Raw genomic sequence first — 444 nt, forward strand, 5'->3', positions numbered from 1 at the left:
TCGGCACCTTCGCCAGCAGGAACGCCGGCACCGGGATCGCGGTGGCCCTGTCGGGGCTCGGCCTGACGGGGGCCGATGCGGGCAACTACCGTCTCAGCCTGCCGACGCTCTCCGCCGCCATCTCCCCCGCGGTGCTGACCTACACCGCCGACCCGGCGGCGCGGATCTACGGCGCGGCCAACCCGGCGCCGACCGGGACGGTGAGCGGCTTCGTCGCCGGCGAGAGCCAGGGCAGCGCCACCACCGGCACCCTCGCCTTCGCGACCGGGGCGACGCCCTCGAGCCACGTCGGCACCTACGCGATCACGGGCGGCGGGCTCACCGCCATCGACGGCAACTACCGCTTCGTCCAGGCCGCCGGCAACGCGAGCGCGCTCACGGTCGATCCGGCGCTGCTCACCGTCACCGGCACCAAGACCTACGACGCCACCGCGGGCTTCGGCG

General features: G+C 75.0%; 1 protein-coding gene. It reads left to right on the plus strand.

The window, feature by feature from the left end; genetic code table 11:
- A partial coding sequence (locus EOE48_RS29555; RefSeq protein WP_210249625.1) for an MBG domain-containing protein occupies positions 1 to 444 on the plus strand: 444 nt, incomplete at both ends.

Source organism: Methylobacterium oryzihabitans (assembly GCF_004004555.2).
Lineage (GTDB): Bacteria > Pseudomonadota > Alphaproteobacteria > Rhizobiales > Beijerinckiaceae > Methylobacterium > Methylobacterium oryzihabitans.